General features: G+C 70.3%; 16 protein-coding genes. 9 read left to right on the forward strand and 7 right to left on the reverse strand.

Annotation, left to right across the window (positions count from 1 at the left end; all coding sequences use genetic code 11):
* Positions 1–83 precede the first annotated feature (83 nt).
* The 3 genes from AH6_RS01730 (at position 84) to AH6_RS01740 (ending at position 2,321) form a co-directional block, all read left to right on the forward strand.
* The gene (locus AH6_RS01730) at positions 84–1,358 is read left to right on the forward strand and encodes a helix-turn-helix transcriptional regulator (protein ID WP_067472278.1); all 1,275 of its coding nucleotides are present in this window, start codon (positions 84–86) and stop codon (positions 1,356–1,358) included.
* Complete coding sequence (locus AH6_RS01735) at positions 1,349–1,807, forward strand: GNAT family N-acetyltransferase (RefSeq protein ID WP_067472281.1); 459 nt, start codon at positions 1,349–1,351, stop codon at positions 1,805–1,807. Before AH6_RS01730 ends, AH6_RS01735 begins: the two co-directional genes overlap by 10 nt.
* Before the next feature lie 325 nt (positions 1,808–2,132).
* The gene (locus tag AH6_RS01740) at positions 2,133–2,321 is read left to right on the forward strand and encodes a hypothetical protein (protein WP_067472284.1); all 189 of its coding nucleotides are present in this window, start codon (positions 2,133–2,135) and stop codon (positions 2,319–2,321) included.
* Here the strand turns inward: AH6_RS01740 and AH6_RS01745 are convergent.
* The 3 genes from AH6_RS01745 to AH6_RS01755 form a co-directional block, all read right to left on the reverse strand.
* Positions 2,313–2,891, reverse strand: a complete 579-nt coding sequence (locus tag AH6_RS01745) for a hypothetical protein (RefSeq protein WP_157431202.1) — start codon at positions 2,889–2,891, stop codon at positions 2,313–2,315. The genes AH6_RS01740 and AH6_RS01745 overlap by 9 nt on opposite strands.
* Before the next feature lie 87 nt (positions 2,892–2,978).
* The gene (locus AH6_RS43285) at positions 2,979–4,187 is read right to left on the reverse strand and encodes a coiled-coil domain-containing protein (RefSeq protein ID WP_157431203.1); all 1,209 of its coding nucleotides are present in this window, start codon (positions 4,185–4,187) and stop codon (positions 2,979–2,981) included.
* 225 nt (positions 4,188–4,412) lie between these two features.
* Entirely contained in the window at positions 4,413–5,189 is a 777-nt protein-coding gene (locus AH6_RS01755) for a dienelactone hydrolase family protein (RefSeq protein WP_218005674.1), read from the reverse strand.
* A gap of 173 nt (positions 5,190–5,362) precedes the next feature.
* Between AH6_RS01755 and AH6_RS01760 the strand changes: the two genes are divergently transcribed.
* From AH6_RS01760 to AH6_RS01770, 3 genes are all read left to right on the forward strand, one after another.
* Positions 5,363–6,334 (forward strand): GlxA family transcriptional regulator, encoded by a 972-nt coding sequence (locus AH6_RS01760; RefSeq protein ID WP_067472293.1) that lies wholly within the window; start codon positions 5,363–5,365, stop codon positions 6,332–6,334.
* A 68-nt stretch (positions 6,335–6,402) separates the two neighbouring features.
* The gene (locus AH6_RS01765) at positions 6,403–7,395 is read left to right on the forward strand and encodes a GlxA family transcriptional regulator (RefSeq protein WP_067472297.1); all 993 of its coding nucleotides are present in this window, start codon (positions 6,403–6,405) and stop codon (positions 7,393–7,395) included.
* Between the two features lie 93 nt (positions 7,396–7,488).
* On the forward strand, positions 7,489–8,109 hold the full coding sequence (locus AH6_RS01770) for a cysteine hydrolase family protein (protein ID WP_067472300.1): 621 nt from the start codon (positions 7,489–7,491) through the stop codon (positions 8,107–8,109).
* 58 nt (positions 8,110–8,167) lie between these two features.
* Here the strand turns inward: AH6_RS01770 and AH6_RS01775 are convergent, their stop codons facing one another.
* Entirely contained in the window at positions 8,168–8,992 is an 825-nt protein-coding gene (locus AH6_RS01775) for a class I SAM-dependent methyltransferase (protein ID WP_067472303.1), read from the reverse strand.
* A gap of 196 nt (positions 8,993–9,188) precedes the next feature.
* Here AH6_RS01775 and AH6_RS01780 point away from each other — a divergent pair, with 196 nt between their 5' ends.
* Entirely contained in the window at positions 9,189–9,863 is a 675-nt protein-coding gene (locus AH6_RS01780; RefSeq protein ID WP_067472306.1) for a winged helix-turn-helix transcriptional regulator, read from the forward strand.
* Positions 9,864–9,986: 123 nt separating this feature from the next.
* Entirely contained in the window at positions 9,987–11,012 is a 1,026-nt protein-coding gene (locus AH6_RS01785; RefSeq protein WP_067472309.1) for a glycoside hydrolase family 113 protein, read from the forward strand.
* Between the two features lie 18 nt (positions 11,013–11,030).
* Here the strand turns inward: AH6_RS01785 and AH6_RS01790 are convergent, their stop codons facing one another.
* Entirely contained in the window at positions 11,031–11,858 is an 828-nt protein-coding gene (locus tag AH6_RS01790) for an alpha/beta fold hydrolase (RefSeq protein ID WP_067472312.1), read from the reverse strand.
* A 112-nt stretch (positions 11,859–11,970) separates the two neighbouring features.
* Between AH6_RS01790 and AH6_RS01795 the strand changes: the two genes are divergently transcribed.
* Positions 11,971–12,618: a TetR/AcrR family transcriptional regulator gene (locus AH6_RS01795; RefSeq protein WP_067472315.1), complete on the forward strand. Its 648-nt coding sequence runs from the start codon at positions 11,971–11,973 to the stop codon at positions 12,616–12,618.
* 19 nt (positions 12,619–12,637) lie between these two features.
* Here the strand turns inward: AH6_RS01795 and AH6_RS01800 are convergent, their stop codons facing one another.
* Positions 12,638–13,480, reverse strand: coding sequence for an ABC transporter permease (locus tag AH6_RS01800; protein ID WP_067472318.1), 843 nt, complete (start codon positions 13,478–13,480; stop codon positions 12,638–12,640).
* On the reverse strand, positions 13,477–14,373 hold the full coding sequence (locus AH6_RS01805; protein ID WP_067472321.1) for an ABC transporter ATP-binding protein: 897 nt from the start codon (positions 14,371–14,373) through the stop codon (positions 13,477–13,479). The genes AH6_RS01800 and AH6_RS01805 overlap by 4 nt, the downstream gene beginning before the upstream one ends.
* Between the last annotated feature and the right edge of the window lie 170 nt (positions 14,374–14,543).

The following is a 14,543-nucleotide window of genomic DNA, read 5'->3' on the forward strand; positions in this document are numbered from 1 at the left end:
CTCCCGGCGGATGATGGAGGAGCCCCTCTCCGGCCACCTGGTGGCCGGCAGGTGGCCCCCTCCTGAGAAGGAATGACTCAGCCATGACCGTTCAGCACAGCGAACAGATCGGGCCGCTGCTACGTCGCCTCCGCCAAGCCGCAGGCTGGTCTCAGGCTCAGGCCGCCGACGAGCTGTGCCGACGGACCGGCCAAGCCACGGTCACCAGGAACGAGTGGTCCCGTTGGGAGAACGGCCGCCGCACCCCGACCGAGGTACTGCCCGCTCTGGCCGTCCTGTTCAATATCCCGCTTCGGAATCTGCAAGCCGCCGTTGAAGCCACGGAGCTCGCCAAGCGCTTCCCGTCCCTGCGTGTCGAAGACGCCGCCACCACCGACCATCTCGAAGGTCTGCGGCATCGCCTCACCAAGACCTTCACCGGCGGGATATCCGCCACCGCTCTACAGGACTGGGAAGAAACCGTCCAACGGTACGGACGCGCCACTCGCAACCGTCCCGCCGCTCTCTTGGCCGCAGATTTGACCGCTGACCTGTCCGAACTTCTCACCGGTCTGGACTGCTGCCGGTCGGTCACTTCGCTGCGTGGCCTGTCCCGAGTCACCGCGCACATGGCGGGTCTGCTGTGCCTCACACTGATCAAGCTCGGCGACCGCCGAGCGTTCCGAGGCTGGGCACGAACCGCTCGCCTGGCCGCCGTCGAAGCGGGAGACCCAGCCGTTCGCTCGTGGGTACTGGCGCAAGAGGCGTACGGGCACTACTACGCCGGAGACATGGCCGAGGCCGTCCACGTCTCGACGGCTGCGCGGGAGGTCACAGCGGTTCCCACTGTCGGCGCGGTCCTCGCCGCCGCCTTGGCCGCCCGTGCCCATGCAGCAATGAGCGACCAAGAAGCCACGCTTGAGGCAGTGCATGACGCCGAAGCCCTGCTCTCAAAGCTGGCGAATCCGCTGATCACAGCCTCGGCGTTCGGCTACAACGAGGCACAGCTCCGCTTCCACGAAGGCAGCGCCCTCACACACCTCGCCACCCGCCGCCTCATCGACACCGGGCCGGCACTCACCGCCCAAGACCGAGCGCTTGAGCTCTACCCCGACGATGACTTCCTCGACCGCACATTGGTCCACCTCGACCGCGCGACCTGTCTCGTCTCCGTAGGAGACTCCACAACCGGGACAGCTCACGCGTTGGAGACGCTGCAAGCCCTGACAGATCATCAGCGACGAGGCATCCTCACGACACGAGGACATGAGATCTTGGGCGAACTCACCCCGTCCCAGCGAACTTCGCCGACGGCTCGCGACCTGCACGAGCTGTTGATGACAACAACATCAGAAGAGGAACAGCACTCATGGCCGTGACCATCCGGGCCGCCGCCGACCAGGACACCGAAGCCATCGCTGCCCTGCTGGTCGAGCTGAACGCCTTCTACGGCGACGACACTGTAGAAACCTCCGACGAACAGGTTCGGCAGGTCCATGATGCGCTCTTCAATGAGTCCTCATCCGCCTCGGCCCTGCTCGCGTTCGACACCGACACCCTCGTCGGCATGGCCAGCTACTCGGTCATGTGGCCCGCCGCCGGACTGTCGACCTCGCTGTATCTCAAAGAGCTGTACGTCGCCAGGTCGTACCAGCGCCAGGGCATCGGCGCTTCCCTCATGAAGGCCCTGCGCGACGAAGCCCTGCGTCAGAACTGCAGCCGCGTCGAGTGGACCACCGACGACGACAATCCCGACGCCATCGAGTTCTACGAGGCCCTCGGCATGAAGCCCCGCCCCTCAAAGATCTTCTACCGCATGGAACTCTGACCGCCCGCGCCGCTGACCGAGCCAAGATTTTGTCACCCCTGCCGCCCATGCCCCGTACATCCTCTGTATCTGGTTTGGGAGGCTCCGTGAACGCCGGTGACACCCTCGAGCTGCCTCAGCTCACCGCGTCCGCTCGGCAAGCTTTGATCAACTCGAGCCTCACACGGTTGGAGTACCTCACTCGCACCACGGAAGTGAACTCGGCGGTCAACTCACATGTCGCACGACGGATCGCGCCGTATCTCGACTGAAGCGAACAGACCACCCGAAGGCGGATTCGCTCCGACTGGTACACGTTCGCGATCACGACGATGCACCCGGCATCGTGATCGTCGGGGTGCAGCCATGTGACTGGCTCCTGGCGCAGGGCGCGATTCTGCGCGACCTGCCAGCGGCCACCAGCGACGAGCCTCAGTTGCTGAACCTGCTGCCTGAAGTGCCGGACGAGGTCCTGACCGAGCTGGTGGATGAAGTGTTCCTCCCCCTGGTCCGAGGCCGTGGCCTGTCAGCCTGACTCGTCCGGCCATATGAACGTTCGCCACCTGGGAAAAGGCGGCCGGGCGGCGACCTCGGCGTCCATCATCTCCAGGCTGAGTGCGAAGTTCCGCGCCAGCCGGTCGAACATCTCCAGCACGGCGATCTCCGGCACGTGATGGACGAGGTCGGGGTTGAGCCACGAGTTCCTCGGGTTGCAGGTGATGCGCAGATCCTCGCCAGCTGTCTGGAAGACGAGGTCGGTCTCCACCCCTTGGCCGTCCATATGGAGGGTCGCTGTGCCACCGTCGAGATCGACCAGACCAGCCATGAAGTCCGGGAGGTCCTCAATGATCATCGATCCGTCGTAGGACAGTTCGAGCGGCCATCGCGGATTCCCGAAGCCGCTCATGACGAACCGCGCCCCGGCCTCTTCCAGGATGCGGCTGCCCGTCATCACGGTGGTGTCGAAGTTGTCCTCGTCGGTGAAGCGAACGGGATCGAAGGTGTCATCGGCGCGTGCCCGGGCGTCGAGTTCGGCCATGGCCGTGCGGATCTTCCCTGGAGACGGCAGTTCCAGGGACAGCCCGAACTTCACTTCTTCCGCCACGGCAGTCCAATCGAGTAGGGCAAGCGCAGACCGGCGACACATCCTCAACGAAGGCCATGCCGCCGGTCCAGCGCTTTATCCCTGACTTCAGGACTCGTCAGCGGAAGCTCGTGATGCCGGGTCCTGGCTGGCGGTCCGGGCGTGGAGTTCGGCGGTGACGGCGCGTTCGCGTTGCGCGGCGGCCTCGGCGCGGGCGGCGTCGCGTTCGCGGGCCAGTTCCTCATGGCGGGCCTGCTCGACGCGCAGGTTGAGCCGGACCTCGCCGAGTTCCTCGCGCAGACGCTCAACGGCCGCGCGCAGCTCGGCGGCCTCGGTGCCGAACGTCTCGGCGCGTGCCTGCTCTCGTTGTGCGGCACGTTGCGCTTCCTCGGACTGCGCACGGGCGGCGTCTCGTTCGGAGATGGCCTCGGCGCGTCCGGTCTCTGCCTGGGCGGCGCGCGTCTCGGCTTGCGCGGCCCGCTCGTCCGCCTGAGCGGCTTGGGCCTCGGCTCGTGTCCGTGCGTCTTCGGCGGCCTGGGTCAGGGCCTCGGCGGTGGCGCGCTCGCGGTCGGCGAGCGCCGCGTCTTCGCGTGCCTCGCGGGCGTCCTGTGCAGCGGCGGCCGCAGCGGAACGGGCTTCGTCGGCTTCCCGGCGTGTGGCCTGGACTTCGGCGCGGGCCCCTTCCATCTCTGCTCGCACGTCCGCGACCTCGTCGTGGGCATCACGCACCAGGCGATCCGCCTCCGCACGAATCGCCTCGACGGTGCGTTCGGCCTCATCCTGAGCGGCCTGCACGGAAGCCTCGGCTTCGGCGCGTGCCTGCGCGGCGGCTTCGACGGCCTCAGCGCGTTCCCGCTCAGCTTGCCGGGCCTGTTCCTTGGCGCTCTTGGCCTGTTGCTCTGCCTTCTCAGCCAGTCCTTCGGCGCGCGCGGCCCGGTCGGCGGCGGCTTCGCGTTCGGCCAAGGCGGCGGCCACCTGCGCCTGGGCTTCCGCGCGGACGGCGCTGATCTGCGCCTCGACGCCGCGCGGTGACAGTTCCGCGTCCAGCGCTTGGGCCAGGGGAGCGAGGGCGGCGGTCAGCCCCTGCTCCATTCGCTCGTACAGGTCCTCTGCGCGAGCCAGCGCGCCTTCCAGGCCGGGCGTTCCGCGTCGCAACTCCCGCTCGCGCTTGGCCCTCGTCTGGCAGTCGGTCGCCAGGCAGTACTCGCGGGGTCGTCCACGTCCTGCCTTCTGGGGGACGGGCCGTCCGCAGTAGCCACAGGGCCGTGTCACGTCAGCGGTGGTCTCATCCGCGTCCACACCGGTCGTCGCGCTCATGTCCCCAGCATATATTTTCTGGTTTTCTATTTCCAGTATTTAAGAAGTTCCAGTTAGTGAGTCGCCGGATCGGGCTCTGGTGAGCTGACTTCCGCTAAGCTCACTTAGCGGAAGTCAGAATCGAGGGTGGGCGGGTGTGTCCGCCCCTCGGCATGTGGGCCGCTGTGAGAGCGGAAGGGCGGCGGTCTCGGCGCGTGATCGACATGCGCCGAGACCGCCGCCCGTCTATTGGGTGCGGCCGTCGCTTTCACCGTCTCCTGGCAGGATCAAGCGTTCGGCCAGGAAGGCGAGGATCTCGTCTCTGGCCTTCACCGTGGGATGTCCTTCATCGTCTACGAGATGGGCGGTGACAACGCTGTGCGGCGTCTCGACCACGTCGCGGAAGAACGGCGGCGGGTCCAAGCGGGCGGAATCGCCCGGCAGTACGCGGCCGTCGAAGGCGTCGCCCAACAGCGCCTGGTACGCGGCGAAGCGCTGGCCTGTGCACCAGCGGTCGTTGTCGAAGCGGTAGGCGAGGACCTTCAGGCCGTCGCGCTCGATGCGTTCCCGGACCATGCGCGCGTCCTCGTCGCTCATGTCAAGTCCGGCGGGATCGTCCGACGGACGCGACGGGTGGTTCACCACCGGTGCGATGACGGCCGGTTCCAGCGCCATCGTGAGCGCGAAGTTGCCGGTGAAGCACAACCCGATCGCGCCGACGCCAGGACCGCCGCACTCGGCGTGGGCCTGGCGCGCCAGCCCGCGCAGCCACGTCGTGACCGGGCTGGTCCCGCCCCCGGCGAACGCGCGGAACTCGGCGCTCACGCACGCGCGACGCAGGACCTTCGTGCCCTCCTCGGCAGTGGGGTAAGCACCGTCGGTCCCGAAGAGCGAAGGCACGTAGACGGTGAAGCCCGCATCCCGCACCCATCGCGCCAGCCGGAGGACGTGCGGGCTGATGCCGGGCATCTCCGGCATCAGGACGACGGCCGGACCGGAACCCGCCGTGTAGACCGTCTTCACCACCCCGTCCACGTCCACGCGTCAGCGGGAGAAATCCGTGATCGGGTCGTTGAGATGTTCGTCGGTTGTGCTCATGGCCGACAGCGTGGCCTGACGCGTCCGCTTGAGACGAGAGGCCGGATCGCCATCTCCAGGGGTAATCTCGCCAGCGGCACGGCAGCGAGGAGGCGGGCATGAGCGCGTTGCGGATCGGTGTTCTGGCCTATCCGGGCTGCTTCGCCTCCGAGGTGTTCGGCATCCCCGATCTCCTGACGATGGCCGCGCACGCCGCCGGGCCGGACCGCGCCGGGTACGAGGTGTCGATCGTCTCGCCCCGCCGCCGCGTCACCGCATCGGGTGGCACAGCCCTGGCCGTCTCTCCGCCGCGCGAGGTCGACGTCCTGGTCGTGCCGGGGTTCGATCTGCCGCCAGGCCCCGGCGTGGACGCCGGGCTCGCCGCCCTCGGCCCCGAGATCGCCGTCATCCGGTCCCACGCCGCCACGGGCAACGCCGTCGTCTCGATCTGCGTCGGCTCCTTCCTGCTCGCCAAGGCCGGACTGCTCAACCGGCGCCGGGCCACGACGGCCTGGTTCCGCGCCGACGACCTCGCGCAACGCTGCCCGGACGCCGACATCCAGCCCGAACATCTGGTGATCACCGACAGGGGAGTGACGACGACGGCCGCGTTCAGCGCCATGTACGACTTCGCCCTGGAACTGATCCGCGAACACAGCGGCAGTGGGGTGGCACGGACGGTCGCGCGGATGACCCTCCTCGACGACGCGCGCACGTCCCAGGCCCCGTACGTCGACACCCGGCTTCTCCCGCAGCCCGGCAGCACCTTCTCCCACAGGGTCATGCGACGCCTCGACCAGAACCTCGCCGCCCGCTACGACCTCGCCGCGCTGGCGGACGCCTTCAACGTCAGCACCCGGACGTTGCTGCGGCGCTTCGCGGACGAAACCGGTCAGAGCCCGCTCGAATACCTCCAGGCGTCGCGGGTCCGTCGCGCCCGCCACCTCCTCGAATCCACAGACCGGACCATCGCCGCCATCTCCGCCGCCATCGGCTACAACGACCCCGGGACCTTCGCCGCGCTGTTCGCCAGGCACACCGGCCAGCGCCCCAGGGACTACCGCGCGACCTTCCGGCGCGGCGCCAAGTAAGACCGGATGTCCGGATGTGACAGGAACTCGTCATTGCGGCCACGCAGGGTGCTGGCGAGAATAGGGGCATGTCCTTCGCACGCCGTGTCGTCATCGCGGTCTTCCCCGACGTCGACCTTCTCGACGTCACCGGCCCCGCCGAGGTCTTCGCGCTGGCCAACCGGGAGACCGCGGGCCGCGCCGGGTACCGGGTGCTGCTGGCCGGGCCGCAGGCGGGCGCGGTCGTCACCTCGGCGGGCGTCCGGCTGCTCACCGACCTGACGTTCGACGAGGTCGGCGAGCAGGTGGACACCCTGCTGGTGCCGGGCGCGGTCGACATGACCGACGAAGGGCCCGTCGCCCGGATCGATCCCGACGTCGTCGCATGGGTGAAACGGACCGCCCCGCACGCCCGGCGGGTGGCGTCGGTGTGCGTGGGCGCGCACGTGCTGGCGGCGGCCGGGCTGCTGGAGGGCCGGACGGCCACCACCCACTGGTCCACCGCCGCGCAGCTGGCCGCCGAGCACCCCGGCGTCACGGTCGACCCCGACCCGATCTTCGTGCGCGCCGACCGCGGCCGCCTGTGGACCGGGGCCGGGATCAGCGCCTGCCTGGACCTGGCGCTGGCGCTGGTCGCCGAGGACCTGGGCGAGCAGACGGCGCTGGCGGTGGCCCGGCAGCTGGTGATGTACCTCAAGCGGCAGGGCGGGCAGAGCCAGTTCTCGGTGCCGCTCAGCCACCCCACCACCGACCGCCGGGACATCGACGAGCTGCGCCTCTGGATCGCCGACAACCTCGACGCCGACCTGTCGGCCGAGGCCCTGGCCGCCCGGATGCGCCTCAGCGAGCGGCACTTCGCCCGCGTCTTCAAGCAGGAGATGGGCACCAGCCCCGCCGCCTACGTCGAGGCCGCCCGCGTCGAGACGGCCCGGCGCCTGCTGGAGACCACCGACTGCCCTCTGACGCAGGTCGCCGCCGCCTGCGGTCTCGGGTCGGCCGAAACCCTGCACAGAGCGTTCCGGCGGCAACTGTCCACGACCCCGGCGGCCTACCGCCGCCGCTTCCGCACCCAGACCGCCTGATCCGCACGTCCCTCGGCGTTCTTCGCCTCTTTTCGGCATGCCCGCGAAGCGGACGGCTTCGCCATGCCTCCAACCGATGATGAAAGGTTCCCGATGACCACCACCCCCTCCGCCACGCTGCGCCAGGTGATCGGGCTGGACGGCCGGCCGCCCCGGCTGAGCGAGTCCATCCTGATCATGATCGACGTCCAGAACACCTACACCACCGGCGTCATGGAGCTGGAGGGCGCCGACGAGGCCCTGACGGCGGGCGCCCGCCTGCTGGAGCGCGCCCGCGCCGCCGGTGCCCCGGTCGTCCACATCGTCAACGACGGCGGTGAGGGCACCCCCTACGACATCAACGCGCCGATCGGCTCCATCCACGACCGGGTGGCCCCGGTGGACGGCGAGCCCATCGTGGTCAAGCAGTTCCCCAACGCCTTCCACGCCACCGAACTGGAGAAGACCCTGCACGACCTGGGCGCGGCCCCGGGCAGCGGCAAGGACCTGGTGTTGGCGGGCTTCATGACCCACATGTGCGTCACCTTCACGGCTCAGGGGGCCTTCAACCTCGGCTACCGGCCCACCGTCGTCGCCGACGCCACCGCGACCCGCGCTCTGCCCGGCCCCGACGGCGGCGTCCTCCCGGCCGCCGCTTTGCAGGCCGCTGCCCTCACCACCATCTCCGACCTGTTCGGTGTGGTCGTCCCGAGCGTCGACGCTCTGGAGGACTAGAGCAGATCGCCGGTGTGCGGCCGGGGTGCATCCCCGGCCGCACACCGGCGGTGAGCCGCTACGCGCGCTTGCGGGCGGTGACCAGCAGGTACTCCCATTCCATGATGCCCTCGCCGAGGTCGTGGCGGCGGGCCAGGTCGGTCAGGGCCTCGTCCAGGGCGGCGGTCCGGTCGGGGTCGTCGGCGATGTTGCGGTAGACGGTGATGGTCGGCCCGTAGTGGGCCTTGAAGAAGTCGCGGAACTCCTCGGGCTTGCCGAAGCGGTCGATGCGCACCGTGCGCCGGACCGTCTCCAGGCCCTCGACGCGGTCACCGAGCAGGGCGCTGACGTGAGCGGGGTCGCCCCACAGTGGCGGGGGCTGCGCGCCGGGCGGGGGCGGCGGCGCGTAGGGCTTCAGCACCGCGAACATCTGCCCGATGAAACCCTCCGGCGTCCAGTTGACCAGGCCGATCGTCCCGCCCGGACGGCACACCCGGACCAGCTCGCCGGCGGCCTCGCGGTGGTGCGGGGCGAACATGACGCCGACGCAGGACAACACCGCGTCGAACTCGGCGTCGCCGAACGGCAGCGCCTCCGCGTCGCCCTGCCGCCACTCCAGGTCGGCTCCGCGCGCGGCGGCGTCGGCGCGGCCGATCTCCAGCAGCTCCGGCGTCAGGTCGGAGGCGACGACGCCGGCCCCGGCCAGCGCGGCGGGGATCGCGACGTTGCCGGACCCGGCCGCCACGTCCAGCACGCGCTGCCCGGCGCGTACCCCGCACGCCTCGACCAGGACCGGGCCCAGGGCCGGGATGACCTCCCTGGCCACGGCGGCGTAGTCGCCCGACGCCCACATCGCGCGGTGCTTGTCCTTCAGCGCGCGGTCGGCCACGTTCTGCTCACTCATGACGGCTCCTCCGGAGTCTCGGTGACTCGGCAGGACGAACGGCGCTCCATACGCGCCGCGACCGCCGCCGACCCCCTGCCGACGCGGCCCGTTCCTCGTCCCCCGTTACACCCACCGAGGCTAGGAACGTGGAGGTTTGCCACCTAGTACCACATCTGTACTGGTCGGGTCGCGCAGGCTGGCCTAGCCTTCGGGCATGGGGTCGTCCTACTACCAGTTCTGCCCCGTCGCCAAAGCGATGGAGCTGCTGGATGAGCGCTGGACGCTGCTCATCGTGCGCGAGCTGCTGTCGGGAAGCCGGCACTTCAACGAGGTGCGCCGCGGGGTGCCGCGGATGTCGCCGACCCTGCTGTCCAAGCGCCTCCAGCAACTGGTCCGGGCCGGGGTGGTCGAGCGGCGCGAGGTCGGCCACGAGGTCCACTACGTGCTGACCGAACCCGGCCGCGAGCTGCGCCCGGTGGTGGAGGCGCTGGCGGTGTGGGGCACCCGCTGGATCGGCGAGATGGGCGACCAGGATCTCGACCCGAGGTTGTTGATGTGGGACATGCGCCGCCGCATCGACCACGGCGCCGTCCCGCCGTCGCGCACGGTGGTCCGGTTCCGCTTCCCCGAGGTGCCCGCCGAAAGCCGTGACTGGTGGTTGCTCATCCACCGCAACGAGGCCGACGTCTGCGACTTCGACCCCGGCCACGAGGTCGCCGTGACCGTGACGGCCGTGCTGCGCTCCCTGGTGGGGGTCTGGCGCGGCGACCTGACCTGGGCCGCCGCGCTGCGCTCCGGAGATCTGCGCCTGCAAGGCCCCGAGCCGCTGCGGCGGAGCCTGCCCGAATGGTTCCTGCTGATGGAGACGGCAGCCGTCCCGCGCCCTTGAGGCGCGCTCCGCGTCGGACCGATAAGTACGGCTCGTACCCTTCAAACCGGCTTGTCATGCCCGGTGATCGATATTTAAGGTACGCTCAGTACCTTAATTCACTACATGAGAGGGTGCCGGAGCATGCGTTCCCGAGGCATCAGTTACGACACCGGCTTCGTCCACCACGGGGTCATCGGCCATCGGCGCTTCACCTCCGAGCTGGTCGAGCGCGAGCTGCGGATCATCCGCGACGACCTGCACTGCAACGCCGTCCGCATCATGGGCGGCGACCCGGAGCGGCTGGAGATCGCCGCCACGCACGCCGCCGACCTCGGCCTTGAGGTCTGGTTCTCGCCCTACCCCCTGGAGCTGACCGCCGACGAGATGCTGGAGCTGTTCGCCGACTGCGCCGTGCGCGCGGAGCGCGTCAGGCGGCGCGGAGCCGAGGTCGTGTTCGTCGCCGGGGCCGAGCACAGCCTGATGAACAGGGGCTTCCTGCCCGGCGACCACCTCGACGAGCGGGTCCAGACGCTGAGCGACCCGGAACGTCTACGCGAGCAGATCGGCGTGGTCGGCGCGCGCGTCAACGACTTCCTCGGCAAGGCCGTGACGCTGGTCCGGCAGCACTTCGGCGGCAAGGTGACCTACGCCTCCGTGCCGCTGGAGCGCGTCGACTGGACGCCCTTCGACTTCCTGTCGGTGGACCTGTACCGGGCGGCCGCGTACGCCGACCGCTTCGCCGACGGCATCCGCGACCTCGTCGCGCAGGGCAAGCCGGTCGCGATCACCGAGTTCGGTTCGGCCACCTACCAGGGGGCCGGTGATGTGGGCGCTCGCGGACTGGAGATCGTCGAGTACGACCGGACGACCCGCGCCCCGCTGCGCCTGAAGGGGGAGTACGCGCGCGACGAGGAGGGTCAGGCCGCCTACCTGCGCGAACTGCTGGAAGCCTTCGACGCCGGGGGCGTCGACAGCACCTTCGTGTTCACCTTCGCGCTGTACGACCACCCGCACCGGCCCGACGGCGACCCGCGCGACGACCTGGACCTGGCCAGCTACGGCATCGTCAAGGTGCACGAGGACCGCCCCGGAACCGCCTACCCCGACATGCCGTGGGAGCCGAAGGCCGCCTTCGCCGCTCTCGCCGACTACTACAAGACCCACTGAACCAACGCGCTGCGGCCGTCACTTCGCGCTCAACACCTCGCGCAGCCGGGGCGCGAACTCTGCGGGGTTGTCGGCGAAGCCCGTGTGGTCGCCCGGGAACAGCGTGGGCTCGACGCCCAGTTCCGCTGCGAGCACCCGCGAGGTCCGGTCGCAGTGCTGCCCGGCCGAGTCCGCGCCGATGCCCACCACGATGCGCGTCTCCGCCGCGCGCAGGGCGTCGAGATCGGGCTTCCAGCGCGTGGTGGCGCGCAGTTCGTGCGCGAACCAGCGGCGCTCGTCGGCGACGTGCCGAGGATCGCGCTCGCCGCCGAACATCATCTCCAGCACCCCTTCGGGCACGACGATGCCCGCCTGCGCCATGAACTTGCCCCAGGCGCCGAGGACGTCGCCGCCCAGGTAGGTGGCGATCATGTCGTCGGTGGCGGCGTTGACCTGGTCGCGGTCGTCCAGCAGCTCGTTCAGCGGGGGCTCGTGGGCGATGACGGTGTGGACCTGATCGGCATGGGTCTGCGCCAGGGCGAGCACCGTGTTGGCGCCGCCGCTGGAACCGAGGACGGCGGCCGGGCCCGCGTCCAGGTGGGCGAGCAGCCGGGACAGGTCGTCGGCGCGCAGGTCCGGGGTGGAGTCCTGGTCCGGGTCGTCCAGCGGGCTGCGGTTGATGCCGCGCGGGTCGGTGGTGAGGACGGTGTGGTCGGTGGCGAGCAGGTCGGCCAGCGGCGCGAAGGAGTCGGCGTCCATCGGCGCGCCGACGAGCGCGACCAGCGGCCCCCGGCCGCGCGCCTCGTAGTGCAGGCGCGCGCCGGGCACCTGGAGGGTTCCGGTGGTGGCGGTCGAGGGGGAGTTCATGGGTTCCTCCTGGTCAGAGCCGGGTCACACCGGCTCGCTCGCAGCAACTTAACTGAACGGTACAGTACAGTTGCCCTGTACTCAAGTGTTAAGTTCTCGGTAGGATGCGGCCGTGGCCAGAGACAGCAGCAGACCGCCCGCTCCCTCGGGCAAGCGCGCCGAGCGCAGCCGGCAGGCGATCGTGGGCGCGGCCCGCGAGGCGTTCGTCCGCGACGGCTTCGACACCGGCATGGACACGATCGCCGCCTCGGCGGGGGTGTCCAAGGTGACCGTCTACAACCACTTCGGCAGCAAGGAGGAGCTGTTCACCGAGGTCATCGGGCAGGCGATGGACGAGGCGCACGCCACGCTCGCCGAGGTCCGGGCGCGGCTCGCCGACGCCGGGGACGCGCGGGAGGCCCTGATCCGCACCGCGCGCGTGCTGGTGGAGGCGGCCACCGACCCCGCGCGGCTGGCGTTGCGCAACCTCGTCACCAGCGAGATGCGCCGCTTCCCCGACCTCGGCGACTCCTACCGGCGGCGCGGCCCGGCCCGGTCCGCCGCCGCCTTCGGCGAGGTGCTCGGCGACCTGTGCGAGCGCGGCCTGCTGGACGTCCCCGACGTGGAGGTCGCGGTCGTCCAGTTCTTCGGCCTGACGCTCTACCCGCACCTGATCGTCAGCTCGATCGGGACCGCGCTCGCACCCGAGCTCACCGACCGGCTCATCACCGACGGGGTGGAGATGTTCCTGCTCCGCTACCAGCCCCGGTCATCGTCCTGAAAGCGGTGGCCGGGCGGGGTCAGCCGACCCGCTGCAGCGCCCGTTCGCGCCGCACGGCCATGGTCGATCCCGACTCCCGGCGCGCCATCCTGCGCAGTACGAGCGGCGCGACGACCAGTCCGGCCACCGCCCACAGGCCCAGCGCTCCGGCCGTCTCCAGGTGCCGCCAGGACCCGCCGATCTCCACGGCGGCCGCCGCGTCCGGCAGCAGCGCCGACCGCATCCCCAGGCCCAGCCAGTAGATCGGGAACACCTGCGCGACGCCCTGCAACCAGTCCGGCAGCGAGGTGACCGGGTAGAACACCCCGGAGATCGAGATCACCCCGAGGACCAGCAGCTGCACCAGGCCCTGGCTGCGCGTGCTCGCGAACAACGACCCCAGCGCGGCCCCCGCCGGGAGCGTCGCCACCAGGCCCAGCACCAGCACCCAGCCCAGCGTCAGCCCGGAGCTCGCGCCGTCTACCCGCATCCCCTCGATCAGCAGCGCGCCGGGCACCATCAGGATCGCCAGGTCCGCCAGCAGCCCGCCGCCGACCGACACCACCTTCCCGACCAGGTAGCCGCGCACGCCGTCGGGGGTGGCGCGGGCCCGCAGCAGCGTGCCGTCCTCGCGGTCGGCGGTGAGGTGCTGGCTCATGCTGACCATGCCCATCGCCACGTTCATCCCGAGGATGCCGGGCAGCGCCAGCGTGCCCAGCGCCAGGCCGCTGTCCCCGAACTCCCGGTCGCGCAGGAACCACAGGGCGACCAGCATCAGCACCGGCCACAACAGGTGGGCGGTCAGGTCCGCGCCGTTGGTGAACGACTGCCGGAACTCGATCGCTCCACGGGACCAGCCCGCCCGCCCCGCCGCCGTGTTCATCGGGCCGCCCCCTGCTCCTGCTCGCGCACCAGCGCCATGTAGGTGTCCTCCAGGGAGGTCCGGCGGACCTCCAGTTCCGCGACCGCCGCGCCGTGCCGGGCGAACAGCTCCCGCACGAACGCCGTGGACTCGGGGGTCGAGACGGCGAACCGTTCGCCGTCGAGGGTCCAGCGCACCTCGTCCTCGCCCGCCATGCGCCGCGCCAGCTCCGCCGCCGTCCCGTCGGCGACGATCCGCCCGCCCGACAACACGAGGATCCGGTGGGCGAGCTTCTCGGCCTCGGCCAGGTCGTGCGTGGTGATCAGCACCGTGATGCGGTGCTCGTCGGCCAGCCGCCGCACCAGGGCGTGGAAGTCGAGGCGGGCGCGCGGGTCGAGCCCGGCGGTCGGCTCGTCCACGAACAGCAGCTCCGGGCCGCCCACCAGGCCGATCGCCACGTCCAGCCGCCGCCGCTGCCCGCCCGACAACGTCCGGACCTTCTTGCCCGCCTGCTCGGTCAACCCGACCGCGCGGATCAGCGCGTCGGCGTCCCAGGGCCGCGGCCGCTCCGGGGTGGCGTAGGGGGCGTAGTAGCGGCTCAGGTGGACGAGCAGTTCCCGCACCCGCCACTTGCCGTGGTCGCGCCACGATTGCAGGACCACCCCGATCCGGGCCCGCCACCGTTCGTCGGCGTGCGCCGGGTCGACGCCCAGCACTTCGGCCCGTCCCGCCGACCGGGTCCGGAAACCCTCCAGGATCTCGATCGTGGTGGTCTTGCCCGCGCCGTTGGGCCCCAGCAGGGCCACGACCTCGCCGCGCCCGGCCCGGAACGTCACCCCGCGCAGCACGTCGACGCTGCCGTAACGCATCCGCAGCCCTTCGACGTCGATCGCCGCCGGTTCCGTGTCAACCATCGCCTCACCTCCGCAGTTGGCTTGAACAACCACGAAAGCTACGTTGCGTTTTCAGGCGCTTCAAGGAAAATCAGCGGACGGAAGCCCCTTTAATGAGGGAAGGGAGGCGATTATTGCAATGATGATGCTGGGTAATGCAACCGGCTCCCGATGAGCGTTGCAACGTTCAA

It is taken from the genome of Actinomadura hibisca NBRC 15177 (assembly GCF_001552635.1).
Classification (GTDB): Bacteria; Actinomycetota; Actinomycetes; order Streptosporangiales; family Streptosporangiaceae; genus Spirillospora; species Spirillospora hibisca.

What these genes read in the sequence shown, in the direction of transcription:
- AH6_RS01730 (WP_067472278.1), top strand. Translation starts at nt 84, where the DNA reads ATGACCGTTCAGCACAGCGAACAGATCGGGCCGCTGCTACGTCGCCTC.
- AH6_RS01735 (WP_067472281.1), top strand. Translation starts at nt 1,349, where the DNA reads ATGGCCGTGACCATCCGGGCCGCCGCCGACCAGGACACCGAAGCCATC.
- AH6_RS43285 (WP_157431203.1), bottom strand. Translation starts at nt 4,187, where the DNA reads ATGAGCGCGACGACCGGTGTGGACGCGGATGAGACCACCGCTGACGTG.
- AH6_RS01760 (WP_067472293.1), top strand. Translation starts at nt 5,363, where the DNA reads ATGAGCGCGTTGCGGATCGGTGTTCTGGCCTATCCGGGCTGCTTCGCC.
- AH6_RS01765 (WP_067472297.1), top strand. Translation starts at nt 6,403, where the DNA reads ATGTCCTTCGCACGCCGTGTCGTCATCGCGGTCTTCCCCGACGTCGAC.
- AH6_RS01770 (WP_067472300.1), top strand. Translation starts at nt 7,489, where the DNA reads ATGACCACCACCCCCTCCGCCACGCTGCGCCAGGTGATCGGGCTGGAC.
- AH6_RS01775 (WP_067472303.1), bottom strand. Translation starts at nt 8,992, where the DNA reads ATGAGTGAGCAGAACGTGGCCGACCGCGCGCTGAAGGACAAGCACCGC.
- AH6_RS01780 (WP_067472306.1), top strand. Translation starts at nt 9,189, where the DNA reads ATGGGGTCGTCCTACTACCAGTTCTGCCCCGTCGCCAAAGCGATGGAG.
- AH6_RS01785 (WP_067472309.1), top strand. Translation starts at nt 9,987, where the DNA reads ATGCGTTCCCGAGGCATCAGTTACGACACCGGCTTCGTCCACCACGGG.
- AH6_RS01790 (WP_067472312.1), bottom strand. Translation starts at nt 11,858, where the DNA reads ATGAACTCCCCCTCGACCGCCACCACCGGAACCCTCCAGGTGCCCGGC.
- AH6_RS01800 (WP_067472318.1), bottom strand. Translation starts at nt 13,480, where the DNA reads ATGAACACGGCGGCGGGGCGGGCGGGCTGGTCCCGTGGAGCGATCGAG.
- AH6_RS01805 (WP_067472321.1), bottom strand. Translation starts at nt 14,373, where the DNA reads ATGGTTGACACGGAACCGGCGGCGATCGACGTCGAAGGGCTGCGGATG.